Here is a 20,938-nt window from a genome sequence, read left to right on the forward strand (position 1 = left end):
CCCGTTGGTCTTGTTGGCGGCAGGATGCGCCGTTTTTGACATCTCACAAGAATATGTTTGATATGCTTCCGATCTCGTTTCGAGATGGAGGCCGTCAATGGACCTGCGCCAGCTCCGCTACTTCATCGCCGTGGCCGAGCGCGGCGGCTTTGGCGCGGCGGCAAGCAGTGTCAACGTCGCGCAATCCGCGCTCAGCCGGCACATCAAGGAGCTGGAATACGAGCTCGGCGGCGCGCTCTTGACGCGCACCGCGCGCGGCGTCGCGGTGACGGAGTCGGGCAAGGTGCTGCTCGAGCGCGGACGCTGGCTGCTCGGCCTGGTCGACGACATCAAGGCCGAGGTGCGCACCGAGAACCGCGAGCCGAGCGGCACCGTGCGGCTCGGCGCGCCGCCTTCTCTCGGCGAGGTGTTCTATCCGCCGCTCGCCCAACTGGTCGTCGAACGCCTTCCGCGCGTGAGCCTGGAGCTCAGCGAGGGACTGACGGAATTGGCCAGTGATCGGCTGCTGCGCGGCCAGCTCGATCTCGCCATCCTCACCTCGCCGATACCGAACGATCACCTCGATTACGACACGCTTGTCGTCGAGCAGACCTACCTGATCGGTCCGCCGCGCGATCCCCTGCTCAAGCGCGGCAAGCTCACGCGCGCCGAATTCAAGACCCTGCCACGCGCCGTGCTGCCGCTGAGCCGCTCGCCATTCCCGCCGGAGGTCGCGAGCCGATTGCGCGTCGACAGCTCGATCTCCATGAAGCGCATGGTGGCCTCGGGACTCGGCTATGCGCTGATGCCCTATTCCGGAATCTATCGGGAGGTCGAGGCCGGCGCGCTTTCGGCCGTTCCGCTGTCTTGGATGCATGCAAACCGCATCCTGGCCTTGCCGCGTGGACGTCCCGTCAGCCGGGCCACGCGCGAGACCATAGCGCTCTTGAAGGAGATTTGCGGTGATTTGATCCGCGACGGCATCATCCGACCCAGCCGTGGCGCGGGCGCCGGGAAGACCAATATCTGATCAAGCGTCGAGCAAGCGATTCACACGAGCGGCACCGGCCACGGTCGCATTGTGATCGGCAGACCGCCGGGCGTTCCGCTGCCATCGGCAATCGCCAGCCGATGCTGCGGTGAAGGCGAATGCCTGGTGAAATGCCAGCGCTTGGGATCGTCATCGATTTCGCGCGTGAAGCTGATGCCGATAGCGGGGCCGGAGAACAGGATCGCGAACTGATCGAGCGGAAGACGCAAGCCCAGGCCCCTCGCCTTCAGATAGGCTTTCTTCAGGGTCCAGCAATCATAGAAGCGGTCGCAAAGATCGTCCGGCGTAAGCCCGCGCAAAGCCGCGATTTCGGCCTCGGCAAAGCTGTGCTGCGCGATCTCCCATAGCGGTCGTTTCGCGGCGTTGCATCCCGGCGTGAAGCTCGAGGTGCAGATCGGGGTCAGCGCGGAATTGATCGGGCAGCTCGGCGCAGGCCGGCTCGACGTCGTGTTCGCCAAGCGCCCGCTTGGCACGTCGCGCGGACGGCTGGTGTGGCGCGAGCCGCTGGTCTGGGTGGCGGCGGAGAGTTTCGATCTCGCTCCCGGAGCGACATTGCCGCTCGCGCTTTATCGCGACAAATCAGTCTCGCGGGAGGCGGCGCTCGCCGCGCTCGACCGAAGCAATCTGATCTGGGAGATCGTCTATACAAGTCCCAGCCTGACAGGTGTGCGCGCGGCTTCGCTTGCGGGTCTTGCGATTACGCCACTTCCAGTGAGCGCAGTTGTCACTGGCCTGCGCGTTCTGGGATCGGAAGAAGGTCTGCCTCGTCTGCCAGACCTTGAATTCGCGATCTATGAGAGGGCGCGGCCCGGAAAGGCTGCAGCAGCCCTCGCCGCAGCTCTCCTGGCGCCCGGACAATCGCCGACACGCCCGACGATTTGAGAAGCACGATCCAGCGCTACGCTGACAGCCGCGAGAACAGGTGCACCAGCCCTCCACCCGATACAGCCGTCACCGCCTCGGTCGGAAGCACGCCAGGCGGAGCTCTCGGTCCTGCTCTTCGATTGCGGGCCGACACCCCGAATATGCTCCCGAGCGCCTCGCAACTTTATGCCAAGAAGGTCGCGTACCTGACCGAGGCCTTGAACCATCCGGAAGATCGCGCAGAGGCCGCACAGGCCCTGCGTGTCCTGATCGAACGAATCCTGCTGCGTCCTGGCGCCAAGCGCGGGCAAATCGATGCCACACGCTATGGCGAGTTGGGGACGGTTCTGAGCTGGACAGCGGCTCGCAACCCGCAAAGGCACACAAACGAAAACTCCCGCAGCTTTTGGCTACGGGAGTTTAGGTCTACTTGGTTGCGGGGAGGCGCAACCACCGATACCGACATTCGGTTCAAGTGGCGATCTGATAGGTTGAGACCACTGCGTTCCGAACGCAGTGAACATTTTCTAAGTTATCGATTTTTCTCGTTGTGTCCCGTTTTGTTCGCGGTCGTTTCACCCAATTCGTTGCGGCATTTCTCAACGAGAACGGCGCACGCTGCGACACTCTTCGGAGACTTGAGTGTGCTTGCCAGGACTCGGGGTGTCACTTGCAAACATTGCAGGCCGAATGACAGGCTGCGACGATCATCATCGCAGATCGCGGATTTCGACACTCAACGGTGGCTTCATGGCATGAATGCCTTTCGTGTCTTCTCCTCGATCCGCCAACGAACGTTATAGGCAGCTAGGCGGTCGAGAAATTCAACGGGCTCGAAAGCTTGCGAAGCCGCCAGCACACCTGATCTTGCTTGGCCCTCCACGAGCCGTCTGGTGCATTCAACGGCAATGGCGGCAGTGGTTCCATAAGCGTCGGTACCTTCCACCGTCCCTCTGAGTACGCCGCCATCGGTCGACGTGGCCTCTAAGACGATCAAAAATGTTTGATCCTTCCGGACGTCCGGCGACGGGTTTGAGACGGCTTCGATCATTTGCTCCGAGAAAGGAACAGATAGTCGCGTCGCGATGGATGTTTCGATCACCCCGACGACACGACGCACCCAAACATGCCTCGGTATTGTAACCGCCTCGATCAGGGGAAACTTCGATATGGCCCACCTCTTCGTCGCCTAAGAAGGCGATCGTGGACCTGTCGAGCGGTTCACCGTTTCGCCATGCTCCGTCTTCATAGGTCAATCCGCCGGCAGCGATATCCCCGCAAGTCTCCACGACGGACCGCAAGGAGCCCTTTGATGGACCGCCGCCTCCGACGATCTTATGGGCTACTATGATGCTATCGATCTGGCCCGCCCGTCTGGCGATCATATGCGCCACGAGGTCGCCCGGAACCGCCCCGTCGGTCGCCGACGGGAGCACGGTGACGCCCGCCTTTTGCGCTTCGCCCGAGAAATTATCGAACACCGACTTCACGAACCCCTGTTCGCCGGCAGTGTCGACATAGTGATAGCCGGCGGCGATTGCCGCGCTGACGATCGGCTCTGCGCGTCTGGTGAAGGGGCCCGCGCAATTGATGACCGCACCGCACCCTTCGAATGCGCGAAGCAGGGCCCGCCGATCCGTTGCCTCCGCAACTCTCAGCTCCACGGCGGACATTTCCAGCTCGCCGGCCGCGGCAGTCAGGCGCTCTTGATTGCGCCCAACGAGAACAGCTTGAATCCCGTTCTGCATCAGCATGGCGGTGGTCAATTTCCCCTGAAAGCCATTGGCTCCGTAAACAGCAACTCGCATCGTACAACCGCTCCTTGCATCAAGGTTGATCTGACGGTAGCGCCGCGTAAGATACGAACAATGCGAGATGGGAGCGAAAACATGTTTATTCGTCTTTCAATCGAATAATTGAGACGATTGCCGTGGATCTTCTGTCCGACATCATCAGCGTGAGCCGACTGGGAAGACCCCATTCAGCCCGCGTGCATCGACGTTCGCCCTTTCATCGCCGGTTGGCACAAAGCGAGGCAGCGGGGTTTCATGTGGTACTGCGGGGCACATGTTGGGTTGCGGCGCCCGGTTTTGAGCCGGCGCAGCTCAGGCCCGGCGACATCGTGTTTTTCCCGCGCGGATCAGCCCATGCGCTGATGGAGAAGCCGACAGCTGTATCGTTCGATGGTGACCAGGAAACATCGAGCAATATCTCGATTGAACAACTCGAGTCGACCGAGAACTGCCGCGTTAAGAATGCATTGTCCGCGAACGTAGCGATGTTGTGTGGTGCCTATCTGCTCGATCGTTCTTGTTTTCACCCGTTGCTGGAGGAGATGCCCGAGATGTTGCATTTCCCGGCAGAAGCTGGCGCCCAATGGCAGTTGCGTGCGACGATCGAACTATTGGGAGCGGAGGTTGATCGGGGGCTATTGGGAGTCGATACGGCCATCTGTGCTCTCCTTGATCTGATGTTCTTGTACATTCTTAGGACTTGGCTGGCCGAGAGCAGCCATCGCAGACGTACTGCCGGTTGGTCAGCAGCACTAAAGGACTCACGAATCGCTGCCGCCCTGGCTGGTATCCATAGTGAACCGGCAAAGCCATGGACAGTTGCGACGCTTGCAAGTGCAGCAGGGCTTTCGCGCGCCGCATTTGCGCGTCGGTTTTCCAGTCTTCTTGGCCAATCCCCCGCAGCTTATCTGACCTTGTGGCGGATGATGGTCGCTACTCGTCTCATGCGAGATTCCGATCTACAGCTTGCCGCTATCGCTGCTCAGATCGGATATTCTTCCGAATACGCCTTCGCTCACGCCTTTAAACGTCTGCACGGTATTTCGCCCGGAGCGTATCATCGCGGCTGGAAGAAGCCGGGCGGATGACCTGCTGATCTCGCGCGCGCCAGTTCTGCGATGAGCTCGAAACAAATCCCGCTAGCGCTGATTCGTGTGGTAAGGGACTGATTGAGCAATCCATGCTCAAAGATGACCTTCTCGGGACTTATGTCCTGCATTTACTTCGAGCGAGCTTTGTTCGAGCAAGTAGCGGCGCGCGAGCTTGTTTCGCGCGTTGCCGGTTCAGTCTTTCTTCTCCCCATTTCGAGAGCATTTCGACGAGGGGCCTCAGGCTTTCGCCTTCCTCAGTCAAGCGATACTCCACTCGTGGAGGGACCTCGGCATAGACGGTCCGTAGAACCAGCCCGACCTCCTCGAGCTCACGAAGCTGCTTGGTCAGGAGCCGCTGCGTAATGCCAGGCAGGCGACGATGAAGCGCGTTGAACCGCAGGCATCCCGCATCAAGCAGATGGAAGAGCATGGCGCCTTTCCAGCGCCCGTCGATGAGATCGAGGGTCACCTCCACCGGGCACCCCGGCACGTCTGAATAGTGCTTGATCTTCATACCATAGTTCCCTTTCGGAAACCTAGTACGCCAAATGGCCGTACTAGCAAACACAAGCTACGTAACGATTTCTCCGACAGATCAGCGTCGAGGGAAAATTACATGCAAGCTATCACTTACCGTCCAGGCGCCGTCCTGTCCGATCCTCAGTGCTTCACGATCGCCGACAAGAAGGATCCTGTCCCGGGTGTTCGTGACCTCCTGGTCTCAGTATGCGGCGTCTCCGTCAACCCTGTCGACACCAAGATCCGTCTCGGTCAGGTCTTGATGAGCGATGCCGTCGATATCCTTGGTTGGGACGTTGCTGGTATCGTCGTCGATGTCGGAAGCGAGGTCACAATTTTTCGCCCTGGCGACGAGGTCTTCTATTCCGGCAGTCTGAGCCGGCCCGGCGGTAATGCCGAGCTCCACGCCGTCGACGAACGCCTCGTCGGCCGCAAGCCGGCGCGGCTCAGCTTTGCGCAGGCGGCGGCGCTGCCCCTCACGTCGCTCACGGCGTGGGAATTGCTGTTTCACCGCCTTGGCGTTGGCTTGGGAAAGCGACACGATGCGGGCGGTTTGCTGATCATTGGTGGCGCGGGTGGCGTCGGCTCGATGCTGATCCAGCTCGCACGGCGCCTCTCCGGACTAACCGTGATCGCCACCGCCTCACGTCCCGAGAGCCGTGACTGGTGCCTCTCGCTTGGCGCCCACCACGTGATCGATCATTCGCAGTCGATGACAGACGAGCTCGCTAGAATTGACGCGCCGGACATCACCCACATCGCCGCCCTCAATCAGACGGACCTGCACTGGACTGCGATCACCAAGATCATTGCACCAGGGGGCAAGATCGGCGTGATCACCAACCACGCATCCCTCGACGCCGCACCTCTGCGGCCCAAGAGCGCATCGTTGCATTGGGAGGATGTGGTGACGCGGCAGCATTTCGGTGGCGCCGACATGATTGCCCACCATAAGATCCTTGATGAAATCTCCTCGCTCGCCGAAGCCGGCGTCCTGCGCTCGACGGCGACGACGAAGCTCGGCCCGCTCACACCCACCTCACTTCGGGAGGCACATGCGCTGGTTGAGAGCGGCCGCATGCTGGGAAAGGTTGTTCTCGACCGACTTTGCCCCCGGTGACCCGAGGTGACCGTCCGTCCATTTCGCTGCAGCCGATCGCGGCGAAATCCCCGGCGGTCACGCTGCCTATTCTTACGCGCGTAATGATCATGGCCCGCAAAGGCGGGCCATGAGTCGGCGATCCAACAAACCAACTGTCCGGCACGCGACCTGCAATAACACGGATACTTAGCCTCGCGTTTGCATCGTCGACGAGCTGCGCCCTTCGTCCAGCCGTCGGCAGCGCAAGTACGCGGTCAAATTCGATGACGTCCGCATCCTCCTCCGGGCGGGTGGACCCGCATAATCATGCACCAAGCCTGCTGATCCTGGGGCGGGATGGCCGTTAGTGCAGTGAGGGTCGATATAAGCAGGATAGTCGCCAACATCCCACAGGGCTATGCGGAGGTCAGAAATTTCTCCATCAGCAATGAGATGACGTCGGCGGCAGGCACGTCGGGCCGCGTCTTGCCGATGCCGCTGCCCGCAGCATCTCCCGACAACTTGGTCGTGAAGGTGCCGGTCGAGGGGTCGTAGGTGACCTCCGGCTGCGTTGAGATCAATGCGGTCTTCGCGCCCTTGCCGGCGTCGATGTCGCCTTCCGACCAGATCAGGATATCGCCGCCACCGAAGGTCTTGATGCGGTTCTGGTTCACCTCCACCGATCCGGTGCTGAAGCTGTTGATGGCGCCGCCCCACAGCGTGATGATACCGAGCAGGCCGGGCGTCTTGGGGAATCCGCCAGTGATGTCCGGTGTAACGAAGGACAGGCCGGCATCGATCTTTCCGCCGGGCACCAGCAGGTCGATGCTCCCGCCGTCGCTCGTTTTGATCTGGCTACCCCATGTGTCACGCTGGGGGCATTTTTTCGAACTTCGGAAGAGCTGAGTCGAGGTGGTCCCAAGCATAACCAGCTGCCGTCCATGTGACCTGTTGTGGCCTATACCGGCTAGGATCATCAAGACTCCCAGCGCGCACAACTAGGTAATTCGGCATGTCGCGAAACGTCGCGTAGACCGGTGACCCGCAAGTAGGGCAGAAGGCGCGTATTTTGACGGTGCCATTATCACCGACCAACTCCCAATGCGTCGCCTCTCCTTGGATGCTCGTCGCTGAACGCGGAAAGATCAGGTGGGACAAGTGCCCCGTGCCGCTTTCACGCTGGCATTGACGACACTGGCAATCGGTCATCATCACGGGTTCGGCGGACATTTTGTAACGAATCGCGCCGCAGGCGCATCCACCGGTATAGGGCTCGTTCATGTCTTCTCACCTTCATAGAATCGCCGCTGGCGCAAAAAGATCTGAGGGTATCAAACTTTCGCTCACCCGATATGGGCGGGCGGAGACGATTGCCTTCGTTGCACTCAAGCCTGCTCGTTGGCAGTACTACCGATGTTCTTGAGAACGTTTTTCCAGCCTTCGCTCATGTTCTTGTAAGCCGTATCGTTCCTTGGCAGGACGAAGCCGGAATGGACAAGCCGAAGGCGCGTTCCGTTCTCGACCTTCGAAAGCGTCCATGTGACCACTGTATTCAATAGTGAGCCGTATCCGACGTTCTCCTCGTGTCCTCCCTTCCAAGCATAGGCGAGGCGTTCGTTGCGCTTCACCTCCAGTACCTGACAGTGAATGGTACCGTCCCAGGCGCCGGCCGGCTTTGTCTGGAACGTAAAATGCTTGCCCTCTACCGGCTCGAATCCCGTGGGCGCCATTATCCAGCGGCTCATCAGCTCGCCGTTTGTCAGTGTCTTCCAGATTGTCTCAGGCGCATGTGGGAAAATCTGGTCAACCACAATCTCCTGCGTGTCGGGTTTCAATTCGGCGCCAGTCATGGATCAATCTCCTTCAGGAGGGTACGAAGATTGGCGAACCGATTGCGCCAGAAGACGCCGTAATGGCTTATCCAATCGAAAAGTGGGGCGAGGCCCTCAGGTTGGGCGCGATAATAGACCTTTCGACCCTCGGGTCGTTCGGCGACCAGACCAGCATGCTTCAAAGCTTTCAGATGTTGGGAGACGGCGCCTTGCGTTACCCCGCTCTCCCGCGTGAGTTCGACTACGCTAATCTCACCGGTGCTGATCACCCGCTCGAACACGGCGCGCCGGGTTGGATCTGCAAGGGCGCGCATCACGATATCGATGGGGGTGGCTACATGCATAAAGAACTCATTAGCGATGACTAATTCATTAGTCAATACTAATTAATTGGACACCGATTGCCTTCGGCAGCGATCGCTTGCACGCGTTCGGGAAGCGCCTCTGCCCGTTGACGCATCGAGATATCGATCATTTTGCCATTGATGGCGAAGGAGGCGCCCTCTGGGTGAATGCCGGCAGAATCCACAAAACCAGAGTCCGCCGACCGCCTCTGGCTAGGTGCAGTGTCAACTACTCGGCCGGCGATCGCAGTCCAACCAGAAGGCTTTGGTCCCAGCCTTCGCATCGGCCTGCCGCCGACCCAAATGTAGTCACGTTCCGCTCACCGCATGACGAAGGGATTGGACGGAACGTCCTGTGCGGTGGAGATCCAGACGCTCTTGGTCTCCAGATATTCACGAACCGCATCGATGCCGCTCTCGCGGCCGACACCCGAACGCTTCATACCGCCGAACGGCATCATGTAGCTGATGGCGCGATAGGTGTTCACCCAGACGGTGCCAGCGCGCAATTGCTTCGGCACGCGCACTGCGCGCGCCAGGTCGCGGGTCCATATGCCAGCTGCAAGGCCGTAGATGGTATCGTTGGCGATGCGGATGGCATCGTCCTCGGTATCGAATCCGATGATTGCGAGGACCGGTCCGAAAACCTCCTCGCGTGCGATACGCATGCTGTTGTCGACATCGGTGAAGATAGTTGGCTCGACAAATTGACCGCCGATGATGCCATCACCGGAGGCCGGCTTTCCGCCGAACAGACAGCATGCGCCCTCGCTCTTCGCGACCTCTATGTAATCGAGGACTTTCTTGTACTGCGCAGGCGTGGTGATTGGGCCGATGTTCGTGTCCGACTTCATAGGATCGCCGATCTTGGCGGATCGAGCCAATTCCAAGAGGCGCGCGACAAACGGTTCCTTGATCGAGTTCTGCACCAAGAGGCGCGAGCCGGCGATGCAGGTCTGGCCCGTCGCCGCGAAGATGCGGAGATTGCGCCGGCTGCGGCAGCACTCAGATCGGCGTCTTCGAAGACGATATTGGGGGACTTCCCGCCAAGTTCGAGCGACACGCGTTTCAGACTGCGCGCAGCCGTCTCATAGACTTTTGCGCCTGTCGCGTCCGAGCCGGTAAACGTGATCTTGGCGACGCCTGGATGCGCGATCAATTCGCTGCCGATCTCAGGCCCGAAACCCGTGACCACGTTGAAGATGCCATCGGGTATGCCGGCCTCCTTCGTCAGCGCAGCGAATTCCAGTGTGCTCGCAGAGGTGAATTCTGATGGCTTGACGATGACGGCGCAACCGGCGGCGAGCGCGGCGGCACATTTCCAGGCAACGAATAGCAGCGGCGAGTTCCAGGCCGTAAGTGCCGCGACGACGCCGACGGGCTCATGCGTCGTGTAGGCAAAGGTCTCAGGCTTGTCGATCGGAACAAGGCCGCCCTCGAGCTTGTCGACGAGCCCGCCGAAATACCACCACCATTCCGGATGATAGCGAAGCTGCCCCAGCATCTCGGCCATTAGCTTGCCATTGTCACGCACCTCGATTTCGGCGAGGCGCTCCGCATTCACGGCGACGAGGTCGCCCAGCTTTCGCATGGCCTTGCCGCGCGCGGACGCTGTCATCTTAGACCACGGCCCGCGCCACATCGCCTCGTTGGCGGCCTTCACGGCCTTATCCGCATCCGCCTTAGACCCGCGCGGAATCTTCGCCCAAGGTTCGCCACTATAAGGGTCGATCGACTCGAACCACTCTCCGTTGGCAGGATCGACGTATTGGCCATTGATATAGAGCTGGTAAGTCTTCACGATTTCCTCCTGTCTCAAACAGGTCTACAACGCAGACAACAGCGAGCTCGGATAGTGCACCTTGAATTTCCTACGATCGCATTTGCTTGCGACTGAGCAGTGGTTGATATGATCATGCTCAGAACCATTCTACGACCTCGATTTCGCCTCGCTCAAGAGGAGCGTCCCAAATCGGGCGAGTAGCTCGAGCAACCTCGGATCCGATTCGGTGGCCGGCAACGTGATATCCTCGTCTTGCGAACGAAGTCGGCGAAGTCCTCAGCGTATCACTGCGCCAGAACCGGTGCGAGCCCTTGGAACGGTTCTTCCAATACAAGTCGCGTGCCGAGCATCAGCGCTCAAGCGCCACCTTCTTGCTCTGACCGCCCGAGGCTGATCCCGTTGGCCGCCTAATACGAGTTCTGGTCTCGATTCGGAAAATCATCGGTTACGATGGGGATGATGTGAGGAAGATCGAAGACCGAAAACAAACTTTGCGCTAGGGGCTTTGCGAAGAGCGTCAATGTGGAAATGGCGCCGTTCTCGACCGTAAGAACATGGATGGAATGTGCGGTCCAAGGCGTTTCGCTGCTGGCACGAGAGTATGCTGCGAACGCGGGCTGATTGTTAGCGGCCGTTGGAACTAGGCGAAAGCTCTCGTAAGCTCTCCATGCCCATTCGAAGAAATTACCGATAGCCGTCCGACCGGCGTACCACTGTGCTTTCGGCGGCATCGTGTAAGTCGCGTCCTCTTTAAGCAGAGCCACAAGACCGTCGACGTCGAGCCGCTCCCAGGCGTTCAAGTAACGACTTAGAAGTTCCTGCTCAAACGGATTGGGCGAGCGCGACGCTGCTGGGCGACCATCGGGGTAGCGCTTGGAAAGCGTCTCGCGCGCCCGCTGCAAGATACTGTTGATCGAAGCTGCTGAGCCGCCAAGGAGAGTAGCAGCCTCGTTCGCAGACCAACCCAGCACGTCACACAACAGAAGCGCAGCTCGCTGACGGGGAGGCAAGCCCTGTATTACGGCAACGAAGGCGAGTTGGACAGATTCCCGTGATAGATATCGCGCCTCCGGATTCGCCGACTCGTCAATGCCCTCAAGAAACGAGTTCGGATACGGTTCTAGCCACGGCACGTCGGTAACCGACGTACCGTCCGGCATGCGCGTGCCCGCCGTAGGCAGCAAATCGTTAGGGAGCAGGCGCGGAGCATTCTTTCGAGCGGCGAGAGTATTCAAGCACACGTTCGTTGCAATTTGATACAGCCACGCCCGGAAAGATCCTCGCCCCTCAAATCGATCGAAGCTGCGCCAAGCCCGCAAGAATGTATCTTGAACCGCATCCTCCGCTTCGTGAACGGACCCAAGCATCCGATAGCAATGCAATTTAAGCTCTCGGCGAAAGGGCTCAATGCGCCGTCCAAACGCATCGTCGGGGCGATTCAACTCTCTCTTTGAGTTTGGTGCTTCAGTTGCTGTCATGGCAGCTGGATATTTGCATTCGGACAACATCCTTCAAGTCCTGACAGCCAGAATACACTTGTCGAAGACTGTGCCTGCGCAATGAAAGCTAGTATCGAGCGCCAGTCGGGTCATTGAGGCACTGCTTCGAGCCCCCGGCCTGACACGATGAACGTATTTCCCTCGATTGGCCCAGTATTTGCGGCCAACTCAATAAATGCGGTCGCCACCTGCGATGATGTCGGCGGAGAGGCCATACTCCGCACGAAGTCCGCGGACGATATGCCGAGATATCGAGAATAACCAGCGATCGCATGCCTCCCTAAGTCCGTATCCGGCATGATGCGCGGTGCTAACGATATGAACCGCAACTCAAGCCCGAGACGGTCCGATTCCTTCTGTGCATAGTTTGCGATAAACATCTGCGTTCGCTTGGCGCCAGCGTATCCTCCCGAGTTTGGGGATCCTGCGAGAGCAGCGCCGCTCGACACCAGAATGATCTTGGTCCCTAAGGGCAACGGGCGCAATATTGCTGCTTTGCAGAAGTTAAAAGCTATCCGGACGTCAGCCTCCCAATTTCTCCCGAACTCCTGCCAGCTCTGCTCATGGAGTGGGGCGGCGGGCGGGAAAGCCCCGGCACAAATGGCAAGGACGCTCGGCTGGCGGACGTCGAATATTTTGCGGGGCGCATCCTCGTCCGTTGCGTCGAGCGACATGATCTGGACGTCAGACAGTTCTTGTTGCAACTGCTTAAGGGGCTCCTCCTGCCGAGCGACAGCAAGCACGCGCGCGCCGTTGCTGTGACCTGCCTCCACGATACGGCGCCCCACGCCTCGGCTGCCTCCGATCACCACGATGTCCTTGCCCGTCAATGCAAGCATGCTACTCTCCTAGCGTTGGGCGTTTATGTCTGCCTGACGATAAATAAGACCGGCTCGACGACCGAAATTCATCGGTGAGGTCATCTTTTTTCGCAGGTGGGCTTACTGAGTGGTACGCATCTCCAAGCCACCACGCCCTTGGGAGCCTTCCAAACGGCTCGCAGAAGAACTTCGGCTCAGGCGCGCTTTAGATTAACCGCAGGCGGCCACGCATACGTCAGGTGTAAGATAGACGCGTTGGCTTGGAGTCATTAACTCCCGCGGGCACGAGTTTTCTGGAAGCCTTCCAGAGCTGTCCGTTAATAAAATTCGGCGCGAGTCGGCGCATGAATGCGAGCTGCTTCGACTGCCCCGGCCGGATCTCGGGAACGCCTGCTTTGAATCCCTCGAATGATTGTTTCACTAGCTGTTCGGTTGTGATCATGGTGATGCCATCGTTTTCGCGAAGGTCAGCCGTCATCTCAGTCTTGACCGCCGGAGGCATGAGTTCGATGACCTCCACACCAGTCTCCTCCAACTGGAAGCGAAGCGATTGGGTGTACGAGTGGATCGCCGCCTTGGTCGCGCAATATATCGGCAAGCATGGCAAGGGCACGAACGCCAAGGCAGAAGACACGTTGATGAGCGTACCTTTGTTAGCCTTTAGCATGTCGATGAAGGCGGAAGTCATTCTGATCACGCCCCCCGCGTTGACGTTTAGCTCCACCGTCAAACCAGCAAGATCGGCTACTGTGCCCTTGAGGTTCTTATAAAGGCTAATACCGGCGTTGTTCATTAGCACGTCAAGCTGCGGGAAATCCTCCTTCACGCGTGCAGCAAGTGCAGCAATCTGAGTTGGATCGGCGACATCGCTCTGGATCGTTTGTATTTTCGGATACTGTAGCTTCACTTGGTCGAGCACGGCCTTGCGCCGACCCGTCACGATAACCTGGTTCCCGAGCCCGACGAACTTAAGCGCGAACGCAAGACCAATGCCGGCAGAACCTCCGGTGATGAGGATTGTGCGACCGGTGAGTTTCATGGATTCCTCTAAGTAAACTGTGCCCCGCTCGGAGGGACGCCGACAAATCGCAGTCGAGAACAGATCAACCGCCTTCTGCCGTCCGCCGACCACCCGGATCGAGCGGTCGAACGGCACGATCACGCTGGCAGATTCGAAGCATGACGCTAGTCGTCGAGGGCTCCCAGGCTCATGTTGACGATAGTACCAGTCGTCGCGCTCGCCTGATCGGAGGCGATAAAAGCAGCCACGTTTGCCATCTCAGCAAGGGTCGTCAGCCGACGCGTGTGGGTTCTGCTTGCGATCAGATCGTGGAACTGGTCCCAGGAAATTCCCCATGCTTTGGCATGAAGACCGTAGACTTCTCTGATCGTGCCAGAGTCCGGCATGCCGAGCGGTCGAAGACCAACCACTCGAACGCCATCGCGCGCAAGTTCGGCAGAAAGGTTCCGGGTAAGCGCTTCTACGGCGGCCATGGCCGGACCGACCCCGCCCATCATCGGAATGCCGGTTCGCGAGGGGGTTGAGGTGACCGTCATGATCACACCTGATTTTCTTTCGACCATCCTGCGAGCGGCCTGACGCGCGGTCAAAAGGTACGATTCCGTGTAAGTCACGATTGGCCGCAAGAACTGGTCCAACGCGAGATCGACCAGAGACACCCCCTGCAAATTGGTATTCGGGATCCCGACGGCATTGAAAGAGATGTCAATACGACCGGCCTCGTCAACTACCGACTGGAGATGACGGCTGATCGCCCCCTCGTCGAGAGCATCAACTTCTGCCGTTTGGACCGCGGCGCCATCAAAAGCGATTTCTTTTGCGACGGCTTCAACCGAGGCTCGATTGCGGCCGGTGAGAAATAGCTTGGCTCCTTCGCGTGCAAAAGCGCGCGCGACAGCGCCCCCAACCGCGCCTCCAGCCCCGTAGATCACTGCAACCTTGTCCTTCAGCATCATCTCTGTCTTCCTGCTTGTTCTCTTTGTTCGCCCGGTGATCCCGAGCGACCTCGTGCGTAAGACCGGAGTGGCGGGCAAAACTCATCGGTGCCGCACGATTATTTTGTGATCCGCTTCGTTGGCGAAGGGGCGATGGCGACCTAACAATCGCGAGCGCGGTCTCTCAAGCGGCAGCATCCCCGGTCTGCTGGCCGCCGCCAAGGAACATTCGAAACCTTGATGTTCTCGGTTCTGGTGAAACTTGCTCCGCTCGGAGGAGCGGCGCCTCTCTTATGGCCTTTCAAGGCCGGCAAGCGGCCGAATCTCGCAGGCGGTCATACCAACCGCGTCTTGAAAGGAGGCCTCCACAAAAGCCAGCGCTCTATCGAGGTTGGGTGCTTCAATAATCTTAAGACTCAACAGATCCTGCTTTCTCGCAATCAATGGCCCGTCAATAATTGCAGACACCGGCCCGCCTCGAACAACGACAGCCGTCGTCGTCGGAAGGAGTTGGACGTCCAGTCGGGTCTCTGAGCGCACCTCATCAGGACCATTCGGATCAACGTCGGCAATCGAATCGTCTCGTCGGTCGAACTTGGCAATCATTTCTTCGGAGCCATAATATAAGATAGCGTATTGCATCGGCTTAGTTACTTTGTCCCATGATTTCGGGAGGCGCCATACAGACTGATGGAAAAGGGGCGAAAGCATCGGTCGCATCCATCCAACAGCAGAGCCCGCCGCGGCCTAGCGGTACGCCTTGTGAGCTGCGCCTCGCTACTCTTCGCTGCTGACCTCAGAGCCTCCATCGCGAACGGCGGAACTACAGCAAAGCTCGCGCCGGTGACCGAGGTCGTGTACGTACCCGTTTACGAGTCAATTTGCGGTTTTGATCTAGGATTTCCGCGGACAAGGACGCCTACCTCCTAGTGATAAGACCGGGGTAGCGAGCAAAATTCATCGGTGATCGAAAGTATTTTTGACGCCATATGACCATTGACAGCGGGGCATATGGCTCCGCCCTGCCAGATTTGGTGGGCGGCGCTCAAAAGGTAAGGACGATTTTTCCGAAGTGTTCACCTGAATGCAAGCGTTCGAGCGCGGGGCCAACATCGTTCCAGTCGAACGTGCTGTCGAGGACGGGCCGCCTCGAACTCGCGGCCATGGCGTTCAGCAGGCTTTCAAGCGACGAACGAGAACCAACAGGAATGCCCTGGACAGTAGCTTGCTTTCGGAAGATATCGAGCGGATTGATACTGCCCTGGGCCCCTCCCAGATATCCAATCACGCTAATTCGCCCCCCGGAACGGACTGCCTTGAGCGATTGGGCAAAGCTGCTAGGTCCGCCAGTTTCGAGAATATGGTCGGCCCCCTGCCCCGCCGTCAACTCAAGGACCTCGTCCGACCAGGCTGGCGTTCCGCGGTAGTTAACTCCCGCCAAAGCACCTAGAGCCTTTGCTCGCTCCAATTTTTTGTCGCTGCTCGACAAAACGATCACCTTCGCACCGACGATCAACCCCAGTTGAAGGCCGAATAGTGCGACCCCTCCCGTCCCTTGAACGACAACTACATCTCCCGGCCGGATCTGGCCGAACGAAACGAGCGCCTGCCAAGCGGTGGAGCCGGCACATGGAAAGGCGGCAGCCTCGCCGTCCGATAACGCGTCGGGGATCTTCACCAATCGCTGCTCGTCCAGTGTGACTTGTTCTTGCAGCAAGCCATCTCCGGGACCGCCCAAAGACTTCCCCGCCTTCGCGATATCGAAGCCGCCGTCGTTCCATTCACCCCAGAAAGCCGAGCAGACACGATCTCCCGGCTTGAAGCGCGCGACGTCCTGACCGACCTCGACGACCTCTCCGACGCCGTCCGAGATCGGTATCAATGGCAAGTTGTAAGCTGTTGCAAACGTCCCGGAGACGATTTCCAGATCACGATAGTTCAAACTGACGGCGCGCATCCGCAACCGGACCTCGCGTCGGAGAGGCGCGCGATATTCGCGCTCGACTGGAGCCAACCCCTGGAAGCCGTGACGTTGGATGGTGATCGCCTTCATTGATCGCTCCCGGTTCTGCCTACAAAGCGCAGCCGGCGACTACATTGACCGTAGCCCTTCTGTATGCAAATGCATAATCTGTACGATGATAATGCCGAGAATTTATATGCTCGACGAAATGAGAGCTTTTGTTCTTCTGGCGGACACGGGATCGGTTAAGCGATCCGCCGAACGCCTTCGGCTCACCCAACCGGCCGTAACGCGGCAGATACAGCGGCTCGAGCATTTGCTCCGGACGGATCTTCTGGATCGACGCATAAAGCCTCCAGCGCTAACTGCCTCAGGGCTAGTGGTTCTAAATCGCGCTCGCGCCGTGCTCGCTTCGATTGACGACCTCAAGCAAACCGTGGCCGCGGACGCCGATCCTTCCGGCCCCTTTCGAATCGGGGTGTCACATTCGCTTGCTGATGCTGGTCTGGCCGAAATGATGCACCAACTGCGCCTTCGTTATCCGAGGCTCGAGCTGTCATTGGCCAGCGGGTGGACCCCGGAGCTTGTTGATCAGGTCGAAGACGGCCGTCTCGACGCGGCTATTTTAGTGTTCGCCGGCAACGACCCGGATCTTCTGACTCCCCTTGGACACGTCGTCGGTAAGGAGGAGATCGTGATCGTCGCTCCAAAAGATCTCCCATTGCCGAGACATTCGAATCTGAAGCAACTTTCTCAATATCCGTGGGTTCTGCTCCCCGACAAATCATGCGGCGCGCGACGCGCGCTGCAGACCTTGATCGAGCGCGATGGAGGTCAGTTTCGCCTGGCGGCCGAAGTCTACGACGTCGAACTTCAGGTATCGCTGATCCACGAGGGAGCAGGTATCGGCATTCTGCCGCGAGGCAAAATCACCGCAGAATTCAAAGATAAGGTGAAGATTGTTCGCGCCCAAGGCGTAAACCTTGGAATGATTGTATCGATCGCGCACTCGCCGTTCGTTTCGAACAAGGGCGCCTGCGTTGATTTCCTTAGATCTCAGTGCGCTCGGCAATACGGCTCCTAGATTGCCCTGCGCTCTTGCAAGCCCAGGCCTACCAAGCATACCTACCGCGACATCTATCTTTCCGATGTTAACAAACGCTCCACTTGCTTCGAAACTAGTGAACGCCGCAGCCCCACGACGAGTCGATTTCGGCAACATAGCCAAGTTTAATTGGCCGCAAGCACAGTGCGGCGGGGGTGGCCCAAGAGCAGCTAGAACAGAGTCTTCACAGCGGAAATATCCATGCAGGAAACCACAATCAATCATGCCCGCCTTGCTGAAGTTGACTTAAATCTTTTGGTCGCACTGGATGCTATCAGCTCTTCCGGTAGTGTTACGAAAGCGGCAAGCAAGCTCCGCATAAACCAGTCGTCCCTCAGCCATCAGCTCGGCCGGTTGCGCGAACTTTTCGGTGACGAGCTTTTCGTCCGAAACGGCGCAGGCATGTCTCCGACGCCCCGTGGTGCCACAATCGTAAAGACGGCATCAGAGATACTGCGCCATATCGATCGAGACCTGCTCAATGCGATCGCCTTCTCTCCTGCCGAGACTAACCGGGTATTCAAACTTGGCATTCCAGACTATCTGGAAAGTGTGCTTGTCCCGCCCTTGGCAAGATTTTGCTTAGAGGCGGCGCCTCATGCGCGATTGGAACTTCATTCGCTCGAGCATCAAAAGGCAACGGACATGTTGGATAGAGGTGAAATTGATGTCGCCGTCGGAAATGTTTCGGAAGGGGGTCTTGTGCACAAACGCAAGGTCTTGTTCGACGATAATTATGTTTGCCTACACAGCTTGGCCCTCCTGGAAAAAGTCCCGTCAATTACCTTTGAAACCTACTTCGAGCTTCCACACGTAGCGGTCGATTTGAAGGAAAAAGCTTGCAGACTGGTCGACGATACGCTCGAACAGAAGAAACTGAGCCGCAAGATCGTAGTATCCACTCCGCACGCTCACGCTCTTCCAGCGCTACTCGAATCTCTTGCGGCAATAGCGACGGTTCCACGGCTATTCGGGAGAAGTGCAGCCAAAGCGCACGGTCTCGCAGTGAGCCCGCTGCCCTTTCCTGTAGCGCCTTTTCAGATTTCCGTGGTGTGGCATGCCTCCAGCCATGTGGATCCAGGCATGATCTGGTTCCGAGGGGCAATTGCTGACGTCGCGCGATCTCTGCCGTAAATCCTATTCCGACCAAAGCGCGGCCCCAGCCTGCATCAAGCATCCGGGACGGCGCGCACGATCTCGACGACGGCTAGTCCCTCGAGAGGCCTCCGGTGCCGCCCACATTCGAACTCCAACGCTAAGCATCGAGGACGGAATCCCGCGGAGGAGCCAGAAGATGCGCCGGCACCGGAGCGCGGCTCAGTTAGATCAAGATCGGGCACCACGGCTCATCGAAGATGGCGTAGGAATCGCCCGACGCTCGCACACGGGCAAAGCCGGGAAAATTCAGGTGCATGCCAGCGATAAGAAGATTCTCGGCCGCCGCCATAGCCAATACTGCACGGCGCGTCGTCGAAGCGGCGGCGGAATCCACATCGAAAGCTATCGTTACTGCCGGCCTTTGAACCTGTATGTTCGGGTAATGAACAATGTCACCCCAAATGAGAAGGCTCTCCGCCCCTGAACTTATTCTGTAACCACTGTGTCCCGGCGTGTGGCCAGGTAGATGGACGAGATCGATACCGGGCGCGACGTCACCCGTGGTGACGGTCCGCAGCCGATTTCCGTAAGCGGCAAAGACGCTTCTGGCGAGATGAAAAAATGGCTGCGCAGCCTCTGGCGCACGGCTCAAATTGCCATCGTCACTCCAAAATTTATATTCTTCCTCGTGGAGGACGAGCTCTGCATTGGGAAATTGGACGGCCGACGGCGATGCGCCAACCAAGCCTCCGACGTGATCCGGATGCGCGTGTGTGAGAAGCACATGGTCGATCTGACGCGGATCAATGTTGGCAGCAGCTAGCGCAACCTGGAGCCGCCCACCCCAACCGTTGATACCGCCGGCCCCTCCGTCTATGAGGATCGTCCTGCCGCGGCCTTCGATGATGTAAGCCGAGACCGTCATTGCCGATGAGCGCGGACGCCCTGCCGCCAGTATCATTTCTTCAGCTTCGGCCGGCTTGATCCCGGTCAGCAGCTCGAACGGCACATCAATGATACCATCCACAACCGCGGTTACGGTGTAATCGCCAATTTGTCTTCTGTTCAGGCCGGGAGCCTGGACTTGCGCGGCTTTTGTCAAGGAACTTCCTCACGAGAGCTTGGGAGCTGGTGTCGAGGAGTTAGTGACAGTTGAGGCGCCGAAACTCAAATCGGCACAGTCAATTCAGAAAATTGAATTGCTACATATCGGCTCCGATCCCGCAAACATATCGATCTGTCTACAAGGCCCGGGAACGACTTCCCCGTCGATCACGGCCGATCAAATTGAATTGGAGGCTCGCGGGCCGGACAATCGGGCGCGGAGCAAAGTCGGAACTATCGATTGATAGCAGTTCGACGTAGGTCCCCTGGACTACAACCAAGCTCTCGACGCATCCATCGCGCCATATGTGACTGGTGGGCAAAGCCGACCTCCAACGCGACCTCGCTTGGGCCCAACTCTCCCTGCAGCAGAAGGAAACGAGCTCGTTCCACCCTCCTCCGCAATACGTAGCGATGAACCGTCAATCCCATGGCGACCTTGAACCATGTTCGCAGATGCGAATTACTGACGCCCGCCTCCCGGCTCAATATTTCGAGCGTAAGAGGCTGATCCAGTTTCTCATCGATATAGGTCAACACTCGCTTGAGCTGAATTGGCGAGAGACGAGCCAGCGGATCGAGCGGCTCGTCACGCAGCCCAAGCAATTGAATTGCTAGCGCGATCCCGATGCTCTCGGCATATAGGAGATCGCTTGCTGATTTCACTGAAAGATCGTGCTCGATAGATCGAGCCAGATTAAAGATCCGATCGTGACGCAGCATGTGGCGCCCTTCAAGCTTGTTGGCGCCCGTAATTCGCCCGATTTCGGCCCCTACACGGTCCAGGACGACCGGCGAAAGACGGATTTCAAGGGACTGATAAGCCGCTTCTGCGTCGAAGCCTCCGGTGTCTCCAGAGGGAATGAGATCGATGTCGCCGATTTCCCGCAAAGCGGCAGATCCAGTCTCACGACAAAAAGTGCGGGTGGCGCGGCTTAGGTGTACGACGATCCTGTAGGCATCAATGGGGGGCAGTACACAGGCGCCTGGTTCAACAAGCCTTAACGTGGTCTCAAGGGGCAGCGCCGAACCGATCTGAAAATGCATTTGGCAAT

At 58.5% G+C, this 20,938-nt stretch carries 21 protein-coding genes and 1 pseudogene; 6 read left to right on the forward strand and 16 right to left on the reverse strand.

Annotation, left to right across the window (positions count from 1 at the left end; genetic code table 11):
• The first annotated feature begins 97 nt into the window (after nt 1-97).
• A complete protein-coding gene (locus OZ411_RS21910) occupies nt 98-1,009 on the forward strand; it encodes a LysR family transcriptional regulator (protein WP_282529620.1) in 912 nt (303 codons plus the stop codon).
• A gap of 20 nt (nt 1,010-1,029) precedes the next feature.
• Here OZ411_RS21910 and OZ411_RS21915 read toward each other — a convergent pair whose 3' ends face one another.
• Nucleotides 1,030-1,446, reverse strand: coding sequence for a 4'-phosphopantetheinyl transferase superfamily protein (locus OZ411_RS21915; RefSeq protein WP_282529635.1), 417 nt, complete (start codon nt 1,444-1,446; stop codon nt 1,030-1,032).
• Here OZ411_RS21915 and OZ411_RS21920 point away from each other — a divergent pair.
• Nucleotides 1,367-1,912 (forward strand): LysR substrate-binding domain-containing protein, encoded by a 546-nt coding sequence (locus OZ411_RS21920; protein WP_282529636.1) that lies wholly within the window; start codon nt 1,367-1,369, stop codon nt 1,910-1,912. The two genes, OZ411_RS21915 and OZ411_RS21920, sit on opposite strands and share 80 nt — an antisense overlap.
• Nucleotides 1,913-2,793: 881 nt before the next feature.
• Here the strand turns inward: OZ411_RS21920 and OZ411_RS21925 are convergent.
• Nucleotides 2,794-3,702, reverse strand: a complete 909-nt coding sequence (locus tag OZ411_RS21925) for a saccharopine dehydrogenase NADP-binding domain-containing protein (RefSeq protein ID WP_282529621.1) — start codon at nt 3,700-3,702, stop codon at nt 2,794-2,796.
• A 122-nt stretch (nt 3,703-3,824) separates the two neighbouring features.
• On the opposite strand from OZ411_RS21925, the gene OZ411_RS21930 reads away from it, so the two are divergent.
• The gene (locus tag OZ411_RS21930; protein WP_130577256.1) at nt 3,825-4,775 is read left to right on the forward strand and encodes an AraC family transcriptional regulator; all 951 of its coding nucleotides are present in this window, start codon (nt 3,825-3,827) and stop codon (nt 4,773-4,775) included.
• A 118-nt stretch (nt 4,776-4,893) separates the two neighbouring features.
• Here OZ411_RS21930 and OZ411_RS21935 read toward each other — a convergent pair whose 3' ends face one another.
• Complete coding sequence (locus OZ411_RS21935; RefSeq protein WP_130577257.1) at nt 4,894-5,292, reverse strand: helix-turn-helix domain-containing protein; 399 nt, start codon at nt 5,290-5,292, stop codon at nt 4,894-4,896.
• 102 nt (nt 5,293-5,394) lie between these two features.
• Here OZ411_RS21935 and OZ411_RS21940 point away from each other — a divergent pair, with 102 nt between their 5' ends.
• Entirely contained in the window at nt 5,395-6,417 is a 1,023-nt protein-coding gene (locus OZ411_RS21940) for a zinc-binding alcohol dehydrogenase family protein (protein WP_130577258.1), read from the forward strand.
• 377 nt (nt 6,418-6,794) lie between these two features.
• Here OZ411_RS21940 and OZ411_RS21945 read toward each other — a convergent pair whose 3' ends face one another.
• The 11 genes and pseudogenes from OZ411_RS21945 to OZ411_RS21995 all read right to left on the reverse strand — a co-directional run bounded on the left by OZ411_RS21945 (nt 6,795) and on the right by OZ411_RS21995 (nt 16,666).
• Nucleotides 6,795-7,193, reverse strand: coding sequence for a filamentous haemagglutinin family protein (locus OZ411_RS21945; RefSeq protein WP_282529622.1), 399 nt, complete (start codon nt 7,191-7,193; stop codon nt 6,795-6,797).
• A 52-nt stretch (nt 7,194-7,245) separates the two neighbouring features.
• Entirely contained in the window at nt 7,246-7,659 is a 414-nt protein-coding gene (locus OZ411_RS21950; RefSeq protein ID WP_130577260.1) for a GFA family protein, read from the reverse strand.
• Between the two features lie 104 nt (nt 7,660-7,763).
• Nucleotides 7,764-8,228: an SRPBCC domain-containing protein gene (locus OZ411_RS21955; protein WP_130577261.1), complete on the reverse strand. Its 465-nt coding sequence runs from the start codon at nt 8,226-8,228 to the stop codon at nt 7,764-7,766.
• A complete protein-coding gene (locus OZ411_RS21960) occupies nt 8,225-8,554 on the reverse strand; it encodes a metalloregulator ArsR/SmtB family transcription factor (RefSeq protein WP_130577262.1) in 330 nt (109 codons plus the stop codon). The genes OZ411_RS21955 and OZ411_RS21960 overlap by 4 nt, the downstream gene beginning before the upstream one ends.
• A gap of 320 nt (nt 8,555-8,874) precedes the next feature.
• Nucleotides 8,875-10,355: pseudogene (locus OZ411_RS21965) on the reverse strand (aldehyde dehydrogenase).
• Between the two features lie 389 nt (nt 10,356-10,744).
• The gene (locus OZ411_RS21970) at nt 10,745-11,815 is read right to left on the reverse strand and encodes a sigma-70 family RNA polymerase sigma factor (RefSeq protein ID WP_130577276.1); all 1,071 of its coding nucleotides are present in this window, start codon (nt 11,813-11,815) and stop codon (nt 10,745-10,747) included.
• A gap of 110 nt (nt 11,816-11,925) precedes the next feature.
• Nucleotides 11,926-12,675 carry an SDR family oxidoreductase gene (locus OZ411_RS21975; RefSeq protein ID WP_130577264.1) on the reverse strand — a complete coding sequence of 250 codons (750 nt, stop codon included), beginning with the start codon at nt 12,673-12,675 and terminating at the stop codon, nt 11,926-11,928.
• A gap of 217 nt (nt 12,676-12,892) precedes the next feature.
• On the reverse strand, nt 12,893-13,819 hold the full coding sequence (locus tag OZ411_RS21980) for an SDR family NAD(P)-dependent oxidoreductase (protein ID WP_245475687.1): 927 nt from the start codon (nt 13,817-13,819) through the stop codon (nt 12,893-12,895).
• 23 nt (nt 13,820-13,842) lie between these two features.
• Nucleotides 13,843-14,634 carry an SDR family oxidoreductase gene (locus OZ411_RS21985; protein WP_130577265.1) on the reverse strand — a complete coding sequence of 264 codons (792 nt, stop codon included), beginning with the start codon at nt 14,632-14,634 and terminating at the stop codon, nt 13,843-13,845.
• A 270-nt stretch (nt 14,635-14,904) separates the two neighbouring features.
• Nucleotides 14,905-15,324 (reverse strand): hypothetical protein, encoded by a 420-nt coding sequence (locus OZ411_RS21990; RefSeq protein WP_282529623.1) that lies wholly within the window; start codon nt 15,322-15,324, stop codon nt 14,905-14,907.
• A 334-nt stretch (nt 15,325-15,658) separates the two neighbouring features.
• Nucleotides 15,659-16,666, reverse strand: a complete 1,008-nt coding sequence (locus OZ411_RS21995; RefSeq protein WP_282529624.1) for an NAD(P)-dependent alcohol dehydrogenase — start codon at nt 16,664-16,666, stop codon at nt 15,659-15,661.
• Nucleotides 16,667-16,772: 106 nt separating this feature from the next.
• On the opposite strand from OZ411_RS21995, the gene OZ411_RS22000 reads away from it, so the two are divergent.
• Both OZ411_RS22000 and OZ411_RS22005 read left to right on the forward strand, forming a co-directional pair.
• Nucleotides 16,773-17,660 (forward strand): LysR family transcriptional regulator, encoded by an 888-nt coding sequence (locus OZ411_RS22000; protein ID WP_282529625.1) that lies wholly within the window; start codon nt 16,773-16,775, stop codon nt 17,658-17,660.
• Between the two features lie 222 nt (nt 17,661-17,882).
• Nucleotides 17,883-18,815: a LysR family transcriptional regulator gene (locus tag OZ411_RS22005; protein WP_282529626.1), complete on the forward strand. Its 933-nt coding sequence runs from the start codon at nt 17,883-17,885 to the stop codon at nt 18,813-18,815.
• 187 nt (nt 18,816-19,002) lie between these two features.
• Here OZ411_RS22005 and OZ411_RS22010 read toward each other — a convergent pair whose 3' ends face one another.
• Nucleotides 19,003-19,881 (reverse strand): MBL fold metallo-hydrolase, encoded by an 879-nt coding sequence (locus tag OZ411_RS22010; RefSeq protein WP_282529627.1) that lies wholly within the window; start codon nt 19,879-19,881, stop codon nt 19,003-19,005.
• A 236-nt stretch (nt 19,882-20,117) separates the two neighbouring features.
• Complete coding sequence (locus OZ411_RS22015; protein WP_282529628.1) at nt 20,118-20,930, reverse strand: AraC family transcriptional regulator; 813 nt, start codon at nt 20,928-20,930, stop codon at nt 20,118-20,120.
• Between the last annotated feature and the right edge of the window lie 8 nt (nt 20,931-20,938).

This window comes from Bradyrhizobium sp. Arg237L, assembly GCF_029990105.1.
Classification (GTDB): domain Bacteria; phylum Pseudomonadota; class Alphaproteobacteria; order Rhizobiales; family Xanthobacteraceae; genus Bradyrhizobium.

What these genes read in the sequence shown, in the direction of transcription:
- OZ411_RS21910 (WP_282529620.1), top strand. Translation starts at nt 98, where the DNA reads ATGGACCTGCGCCAGCTCCGCTACTTCATCGCCGTGGCCGAGCGCGGC.
- OZ411_RS21925 (WP_282529621.1), bottom strand. Translation starts at nt 3,702, where the DNA reads ATGCGAGTTGCTGTTTACGGAGCCAATGGCTTTCAGGGGAAATTGACC.
- OZ411_RS21935 (WP_130577257.1), bottom strand. Translation starts at nt 5,292, where the DNA reads ATGAAGATCAAGCACTATTCAGACGTGCCGGGGTGCCCGGTGGAGGTG.
- OZ411_RS21940 (WP_130577258.1), top strand. Translation starts at nt 5,395, where the DNA reads ATGCAAGCTATCACTTACCGTCCAGGCGCCGTCCTGTCCGATCCTCAG.
- OZ411_RS21950 (WP_130577260.1), bottom strand. Translation starts at nt 7,659, where the DNA reads ATGAACGAGCCCTATACCGGTGGATGCGCCTGCGGCGCGATTCGTTAC.
- OZ411_RS21955 (WP_130577261.1), bottom strand. Translation starts at nt 8,228, where the DNA reads ATGACTGGCGCCGAATTGAAACCCGACACGCAGGAGATTGTGGTTGAC.
- OZ411_RS21960 (WP_130577262.1), bottom strand. Translation starts at nt 8,554, where the DNA reads ATGCATGTAGCCACCCCCATCGATATCGTGATGCGCGCCCTTGCAGAT.
- OZ411_RS21970 (WP_130577276.1), bottom strand. Translation starts at nt 11,815, where the DNA reads ATGACAGCAACTGAAGCACCAAACTCAAAGAGAGAGTTGAATCGCCCC.
- OZ411_RS21975 (WP_130577264.1), bottom strand. Translation starts at nt 12,675, where the DNA reads ATGCTTGCATTGACGGGCAAGGACATCGTGGTGATCGGAGGCAGCCGA.
- OZ411_RS21985 (WP_130577265.1), bottom strand. Translation starts at nt 14,634, where the DNA reads ATGATGCTGAAGGACAAGGTTGCAGTGATCTACGGGGCTGGAGGCGCG.
- OZ411_RS21990 (WP_282529623.1), bottom strand. Translation starts at nt 15,324, where the DNA reads ATGCTTTCGCCCCTTTTCCATCAGTCTGTATGGCGCCTCCCGAAATCA.
- OZ411_RS21995 (WP_282529624.1), bottom strand. Translation starts at nt 16,666, where the DNA reads ATGAAGGCGATCACCATCCAACGTCACGGCTTCCAGGGGTTGGCTCCA.
- OZ411_RS22000 (WP_282529625.1), top strand. Translation starts at nt 16,773, where the DNA reads ATGCTCGACGAAATGAGAGCTTTTGTTCTTCTGGCGGACACGGGATCG.
- OZ411_RS22005 (WP_282529626.1), top strand. Translation starts at nt 17,883, where the DNA reads ATGCAGGAAACCACAATCAATCATGCCCGCCTTGCTGAAGTTGACTTA.
- OZ411_RS22015 (WP_282529628.1), bottom strand. Translation starts at nt 20,930, where the DNA reads ATGCATTTTCAGATCGGTTCGGCGCTGCCCCTTGAGACCACGTTAAGG.